The sequence below is a fragment of the Rheinheimera sp. genome, from assembly GCF_036568245.1.
Taxonomy (GTDB): Bacteria; Pseudomonadota; Gammaproteobacteria; order Enterobacterales; family Alteromonadaceae; genus Alishewanella.
The window spans coordinates 1-7,188 of the sequence record NZ_DATCSY010000216.1; the positions used below are offsets into that span (position 1 = coordinate 1).

The following is a 7,188-nucleotide window of genomic DNA, read 5'->3' on the forward strand; positions in this document are numbered from 1 at the left end:
ATGTTAAATGCGCTGGAGATCCAGGGTAAAGACATCAGACAAGCTATTATTGTGTGTATGGGCGCGGGGGCCGCGGCAATTGCCTGTATGGAGTTGCTGATAAAATGCGGTGCACAGCGCGAGCATATCTACATGTTGGATACCAAAGGGGTGATCCACACCCGCCGTAACGACCTCAACCAGTATAAGCAGCTGTTTGCCAACAATACCGATAAGCGCACGCTGGAAGATGCGCTGACTGGTGCGGATGTGTTTGTTGGTGTGTCCGGGCCGGATGTGCTACCACCTGAAGCGTTAAAGCTGATGGCCGATAAGCCGGTGATATTTGCCTGTTCTAACCCCGATCCGGAAATTAAGCCTGAGCTGGCGCATGCGGTGCGTAATGACATTATTATGGCGACCGGTCGTTCAGATTACCCGAATCAGGTGAATAACGTGCTGTGCTTTCCGTTTATCTTCCGCGGTGCGCTGGATGTGAGAGCCAGTGTGATTAATGATGAAATGAAGCTGGCAGCAGTGCATGCTATCCGTGCTATCGCTAAAGAGCCGGTACCACAGGAAGTACTGATTGCTGCTAAAGTCGGCGAGTTGAGTTTTGGTAGCAGCTATATTATTCCAAAGCCGATGGATCCAAGATTGCTGGCACGTGTTGCCAGATCTGTGGCAGAAGCCGCTGTCGCTTCGGGTGTGGCTAAACTGGCTGTACCGAAAGGCTACTACGCTGAGTAATCAATAAAAAAGCCGGCTTAAGCCGGCTTTTTTACGGTGTCAGACCCGGAACAAGCGGGTAATGTCTTCCAGATTATGCGCCAGAGTTGCCAGTTCACTGCTGGCTTTAGCGATATGGCCAGCACTCTCTGAGCTGTGCTCGGTATTTTTGAAGATAGCGTCTACATGGCCGACGATGTCGCTGGCCATTTTTTGTTGATCGTCTGTTGCGTCAGCTATTTGCTGATTCATCAGGCGGATTTGCGCAATGCTCTGCGTGATTAGCTGCAGTGCGTCTCCTGCCTGATTGGCGCTTTGCACACTGTTGTCAGCCTGGGCGGTACTTTGCTGCATTTTCTGAACGGATAACCGTGCGGCAGTCTGCAGCTGTTCAATCGTGCGCTGTATTTCTTCAGTCGACTTTTGCGTTCGTGATGCCAGAGTGCGCACTTCATCTGCTACCACAGCAAAACCACGGCCCTGTTCACCAGCACGGGCTGCTTCTATCGCTGCGTTTAGTGCCAGCAGATTGGTTTGTTCGGCAATGCCTTTAATGACACTGAGTACAGTGCCAACCTGATTGGCATCTTTTTCCAGTTGGGTAATGACTTCAGATGCCTCTTGTACGTTGCCAGCCAACTGCTGAATATTCTCTACCGTCAGAATAACCGTTTTCTGGCCCTGATCGGCAGCATCGCTGGATTGGTTTGCAGCAGCTGCAGCTTCGTTTGCGCTGGCTACCTCAGCGACAACGCTGGCGCTCATATCATCTACCGCATGCTTAGCCTGGTTAGCCGCGCTGCGCTGATTAGATATTGTTTTATTGGTATCGTCAGTCAGCTGGTGCAGATCTTTTGCCAGTTTTGATAATGGCACAGCAGTGTTAATAATATCTTTAACCACGTGCTGTAGCTTTTGCATAAAGGTATTGAACCAGTGCGCCAGATCGCCCAGTTCATCTTTGCTGTTGGTATGAATACGGGCTGTCAGATCGCCATCTTCTTTTGCCAGGCTTTGCAATGAACGGATCATGCTGCTGAGGCTGTTCTGAATACCGTGTGCGATTGGAAAAGCCGTACCAAACAGCACCAGTGTGGTAATAATGCCCATTACAATGCCTACCGTGATCAGGGTGCCGGCCTGTTCACTGGCATCATCAATTGATGTGGTAAACTGGCTGAGTTTGGTATCGCTGAATTGACTGAGCAAGCGGGCGGTATTGTCGTAATCAGCATTCATCGTTGCAGAGCGCTGTGCCAGCGTGCTGAAATCTGCGGTGTTATTAATCATTTGCTCAGAAACGCTGTAAGCAGCCTGATAATAGGCATCAAAACTCTGCTTTATGTTGTTAATATCACTGGCGTAATCGTTGTTTAACCGGCTGATATTGTTCAGCGCGTCGGTCAGTGAGCTACGAAAGGTGGCAGCGCCGGCTAACGCCTCGTTATCCCCGGTTGTTACGGCACTGGCCAGTGAGTCTTTCACCCGTTCCAGCAGCACCTGAGCATGCTGAGATGCCTGCAGCACCGGAAACTGAATGTCGCGGGTCTGCTCCAGCGTTTTAACGTTATTTAGCGCAGTAAGGCTGGCGAGTATGAGATAGATAACGAAACTGAGAGTACCAATGAAAGGAATTAAATAGATTTTCTTTGCGATAGACAGACGTCGTAACACATCCATACAGCATGCCTCTGTGAGTTTGAATAATTATTATGAGAGTATGTTTTTGCGCAGTATAGTGTTTTATTGCGCTAAATGCTTGTAGTAGTTGGAGTTCAGGCCGATAAAAAGAAAAGGCCCGGTGCAGCCGGGCCTTTCGCTAGATTACTTTTTCGCACGCTCAAATGAGGTCATAATTTCGGCTTTGGCGGCTTCTGCATCACCCCAGCCATTTACTTTTACCCACTTGCCGGGTTCCAGCTCTTTATAACGCTCGAAGAAATGCTGGATTTGTTTTTTCAGCAGCTCATCTACGTCATTAATATCTTTGACATGGTCATACAGCTTGGTCAGCTTGCTTACCGGTACAGCAATAACTTTGGCATCTTCGCCTGACTCATCAGACATAAACAGTACGCCAACCGGCCGGCATTTAATTACCGCACCCGGCACCAGCGGGTAAGGTGTTGGCACCAGCACATCTACCGGATCTCCATCCAGTGACAGCGTCTGGTTAACAAAACCATAGTTGCACGGATAGAACATTGGCGTAGCCATAAAACGGTCAACCCAGACGGTACCGGTGTCTTTATCCACTTCATATTTAATCGGGTCGGCGTTGGCCGGGATTTCAATAATGACGTTGATTTCTTCTGGCAGGTTTTTACCTGCAGCTACATCGCTTAAGCTCATGGCCTGGTCCTTTAGTTCATTAAAATCGGTTTAAAAAAAGTGGCGCTTATTATAGCGCCGCAATTAAAAATGGCTATCGCTGATGATAGGCTACGCAGTTTTCTACTTCGTGTTTGGAGCCTAGAATGACGGCAATGCGCTGATGGATATCTACCGGCACGACCTCCATGATGCGCTCATAGCCGGTAGAGCTTGCGCCACCAGCCTGTTCTACCAGAAAGCTCATCGGATTGGCTTCATACATTAGCCGCAGTTTATCCGGCTTGTTCGCATCTTTGGTATCGCGCGGGTAAGCAAAGATGCCGCCGCGGCATAATACACGGTGCACATCACCCACCATGGCGGCTATCCAGCGCATATTATAGTTTTTACCACGCGGACCGTCTTTGCCCTGCAGCAAATCATTGATGTAGGCTTGCATCGGTGCCTGCCAGTAGCGTTGGTTTGACATATTAATAGCAAATTCGGCAGTGTATTTCGGTATGGTGGCTTGCTCTTCTGTCAGCAGGAAACCGCCATAGGTCTTATCCAGCGTATAAATGCGGGTACCTTTGCCGGTGGTTAATGCCAGCATAGTTGACGGGCCGTACAATACGTAACCTGCCGCCAGTTGCGCTGTGCCCGGTTGCAAAAACATGCTGGCATCTGCAGCATCTTTGTCTGCCGGCGCCGGCAAAATAGAAAAAATGGTGCCGATTAAACTGTTGATGTCGGTGTTAGAGGAGCCATCCAGCGGGTCAAAGGTCACCAGGTACTTACCATTTGGATTACCGGCGACAGTGTCATCTTCTTCTTCTGAACTGATGGCTTTAACGACGCCGGTTTCCAGAATGACTTCTTTTAGCAGTTCATTGGCAATAATATCGAGTTTTTTCTGCGTTTCCCCTTGAATATTCTCGCCAAGGGTAGAACCTAATACACCAGCCAGTTCACCCTGACTTACGCGGAACGAAATTTCCCGGCAGGCTGCCAGTATGGTCTTAATCAGTGAAATCAGGTCGCTGTCGACTCCATCCTGCTGTAGTACTGGCGAGATGCGGCGCATGTGATAGGTTCCTTATCTGTTATTGTGTTACTTAAGCTGCAGAGGCTGGCGTAGTTTAATGAATTTCTGTGTAAATTGCAGTTGTTACTGCCAACAAGTTCGCATTTGCTACAATGGCGGCAGTTAACTTTCAGGATTTGGTATGCATATTCATATTCTCGGTATTTGTGGCACCTTTATGGGTGGTATTGCGGCTATTGCCAAGGCGCTGGGACACCAGGTAACTGGCTCAGATGCCAATGTGTACCCACCGATGAGCACCCAGCTTGAACAACTGGGCATCGAACTCACACAGGGCTGGGATCCGGCGCAGCTGGAACCGGCCCCCGATCTGGTGATTATTGGCAATGCCTTATCCCGCGGCAATACCGCTGTAGAGCATGTGCTGAATACTAACCTGCGTTATACCTCAGGCCCGCAGTGGCTGGCCGAGCAAGTGCTGCATGACCGCTGGGTGCTGGCGGTGTCGGGTACTCATGGCAAAACCACTACCAGTACTATGCTGGCATGGATCCTGGACTATGCCGGGCTCAAGCCCGGTTTTTTAATCGGCGGCATCCCACAGAATTTTGACTGTTCTGCCCGGCTTGGTGAATCGCCATTCTTTGTTATTGAAGCCGATGAATACGATACCGCATTCTTTGATAAACGCTCTAAGTTCGTGCACTACCGGCCACGTACGCTGGTGATCAATAATCTGGAATACGATCATGCAGATATTTTCCCGGATTTAGCGGCAATTCAGCGCCAGTTTCATCATTTGCTGCGGATGGTACCGGCAAATGGTCTGGTGCTGGCACCTGAAGATACACCGGCAATTAAACAGACACTGGATATGGGCTGCTGGAGCGAACGGCAAAGCTATGGTAGCGCCTGGACTGCAGAGCTTTTACAGACAGATGGCAGCCAGTTTGCTTTGTATTATCAGCAGAAAAAACTCGGTGAACTTAGCTGGCAATTAAACGGCCAGCACAATGTTGATAACGCAGTGATGGCTATTGCCGCGGCGAGGCATGCCGGTGTTCCGGTAGCGATTGCACTGGAAGCCCTGGCGCGTTTTGTTGCTCCGAAACGGCGGATGGAGCTAAAGGCAAATATCGCAGATATCAGGGTATACGACGATTTTGCCCATCATCCAACGGCAATCAGCACCACTTTACAGGGCATTCGCAATAAAGTGGGTGGCAAGCGTGTGCTGGCAGTGCTTGAACCACGGTCTAACACTATGCGTATGGGTGTGCATCAGGCGGCGTTGCCGTTGGCGCTGGCGTTGGCAGACAAGGTGTATTTGTATGAGCCAGCCAATGCGAACTGGTCGTTAGATGCGTTAGCCAGATCGTTAGCGCCAAAAGCCAGTTTAAGCCGTGACATTGATGCTCTGGTGCAACTGCTAGCCGACCAAGCCGTGCCCGGAGACAGCATTGTAATCATGAGCAACGGCGGCTTTGGCGGTATTCACGACAGGCTTATCGGTGCGCTATCGGAAAAATGGGAGCACAAATGAGTAGCGAAAAACAGATCACGCTGGCATTTAGCGGTGCCTCAGGGGCCCCCTATGGCTGGCGTTTGCTGGAGCTGTTGCTGGCGCAGGGCATAAAAGTACATTTGCTTATATCCAGCGCGGCCAGAGTCGTGTTTGCGACTGAGCACAATATTAAGCTACCGGCCGCACCGGAAAAATGTACCGAATACCTGCAGCAGCATTTTGGCTGCGATAAGGCACTGTTAAAGGTGTATGGCAAGGATGACTGGTTTTCACCGGTGGCGTCGGGTTCTGCCGCTCCGCGCCAGATGGTGGTGTGCCCCTGTTCAACCGGTACTGTATCAGCCATTGCCACAGGTGCAAGCGACAATTTAATTGAGCGTGCGGCAGATGTGGTAATAAAAGAAAAAGGCCAGTTAATACTGGTACCGCGGGAAAGCCCGCTTAGCGCCATCCATCTGGAAAACATGCTGGCGTTGGCCCGGCTTGGTGTCACCATTATGCCGGCAGCGCCGGGCTTTTATCATCAGCCACAGCAAATCAGTGATTTAGTCGATTTTATGGTGGCGCGTATTTTAGATCATTTACAGGTGCCGCATCAGTTACTTAACCGCTGGGGTTATAGCGGCGACACGACACAGACAGGAGAGTAACATTGAGTTTAGCCTTGGATATTACCGGCCTGCATAAGGTGTATAAAAGCGGAACAGTTGCGCTTAGTGGTATAGATTTACAGGTCAGGCAAGGCGATTTCTTTGCGTTGCTGGGGCCGAACGGCGCCGGTAAAAGTACCACTATTGGCGTGATCAGCTCTTTGGTCAATAAAACCCGCGGCAAAGTCAGCGTGTTCGGCTTCGATATCGACAGCCAGCTGGAGCAAGCCAAAAGTCAACTCGGGCTGGTACCGCAAGAGTTTAACTTTAACCAGTTTGAAACGGTGCTGCAGATAGTGGTGAATCAGGCGGGTTATTACGGTGTGCCAAAGAAAATAGCCATTGAGCGGGCAGAGAAGTATCTCGGCCAGTTAGGGTTGTGGGAAAAGCGTCACGCCCGGGCCCGTGAACTTTCAGGCGGCATGAAACGGCGGCTAATGATTGCCAGGGCCTTAATGCATGAGCCGAAACTGCTGATCCTCGATGAACCTACCGCAGGCGTAGATATTGAGCTTCGTCGCTCGATGTGGGAGTTTTTGCGCAGCATTAATCAGCAGGGCGTAACGATTATTCTGACAACGCATTATCTGGAAGAAGCAGAAATGCTGTGTCGCAATATCGCTATTATCGACAAAGGTCAGATTATTGAAAACACCACCATGAAAGCCTTGCTGGCGAAGCTGACGGTAGAGACCTTTGTGCTGGATTTAGCCGATGTGCCAGCAAATCTGCGTTTAGATGAGCTCAACTGGCGCGCATTGGATGACCATAGTATTGAAGTGGATGTTGAGAAAAGTCAGGGCTTAAACCCCATTTTTAGCCAACTTAGTGAGCAGGGTATAAAAGTGTTATCAATGCGCAATAAAGCGAACCGGTTGGAAGAATTATTTGTCACCCTGGTTGAACATGGCCGCGGAGGTGCAAAATGATCAACGCCAATTACATGG

The 7,188-nt window shown here is 50.0% G+C and carries 7 protein-coding genes; 4 read left to right on the forward strand and 3 right to left on the reverse strand.

The genetic code is table 11. The features are described 5' to 3' along the window. On the forward strand, nt 1–729 hold a 729-nt coding region (locus VIN66_RS10065; protein WP_331923862.1), incomplete at its 5' end, for a malic enzyme-like NAD(P)-binding protein. 39 nt (nt 730–768) lie between these two features. Here the strand turns inward: VIN66_RS10065 and VIN66_RS10070 are convergent. From VIN66_RS10070 to VIN66_RS10080, 3 genes are all read right to left on the reverse strand, one after another. Then, nucleotides 769–2,388 carry a methyl-accepting chemotaxis protein gene (locus tag VIN66_RS10070; RefSeq protein ID WP_331923863.1) on the reverse strand — a complete coding sequence of 540 codons (1,620 nt, stop codon included), beginning with the start codon at nt 2,386–2,388 and terminating at the stop codon, nt 769–771. 144 nt (nt 2,389–2,532) lie between these two features. Continuing rightward, the gene (gene ppa / locus VIN66_RS10075; RefSeq protein WP_134051893.1) at nt 2,533–3,060 is read right to left on the reverse strand and encodes an inorganic diphosphatase; all 528 of its coding nucleotides are present in this window, start codon (nt 3,058–3,060) and stop codon (nt 2,533–2,535) included. 73 nt (nt 3,061–3,133) lie between these two features. Then, entirely contained in the window at nt 3,134–4,105 is a 972-nt protein-coding gene (locus tag VIN66_RS10080) for a class 1 fructose-bisphosphatase (protein ID WP_331923864.1), read from the reverse strand. A 142-nt stretch (nt 4,106–4,247) separates the two neighbouring features. Here VIN66_RS10080 and mpl point away from each other — a divergent pair, with 142 nt between their 5' ends. Genes mpl through VIN66_RS10095 form a run of 3 tightly spaced genes read left to right on the forward strand, consistent with a single transcriptional unit; the run spans nt 4,248 to nt 7,170 of the window. After that, nucleotides 4,248–5,609, forward strand: a complete 1,362-nt coding sequence (mpl, locus tag VIN66_RS10085; protein WP_331923865.1) for a UDP-N-acetylmuramate:L-alanyl-gamma-D-glutamyl-meso-diaminopimelate ligase — start codon at nt 4,248–4,250, stop codon at nt 5,607–5,609. Beyond that, the gene (locus VIN66_RS10090) at nt 5,606–6,241 is read left to right on the forward strand and encodes a flavin prenyltransferase UbiX (protein WP_331923866.1); all 636 of its coding nucleotides are present in this window, start codon (nt 5,606–5,608) and stop codon (nt 6,239–6,241) included. Before mpl ends, VIN66_RS10090 begins: the two co-directional genes overlap by 4 nt. A gap of 2 nt (nt 6,242–6,243) precedes the next feature. Then, a complete protein-coding gene (locus VIN66_RS10095; RefSeq protein ID WP_331923867.1) occupies nt 6,244–7,170 on the forward strand; it encodes an ABC transporter ATP-binding protein in 927 nt (308 codons plus the stop codon). Nucleotides 7,171–7,188 lie beyond the last annotated feature (18 nt).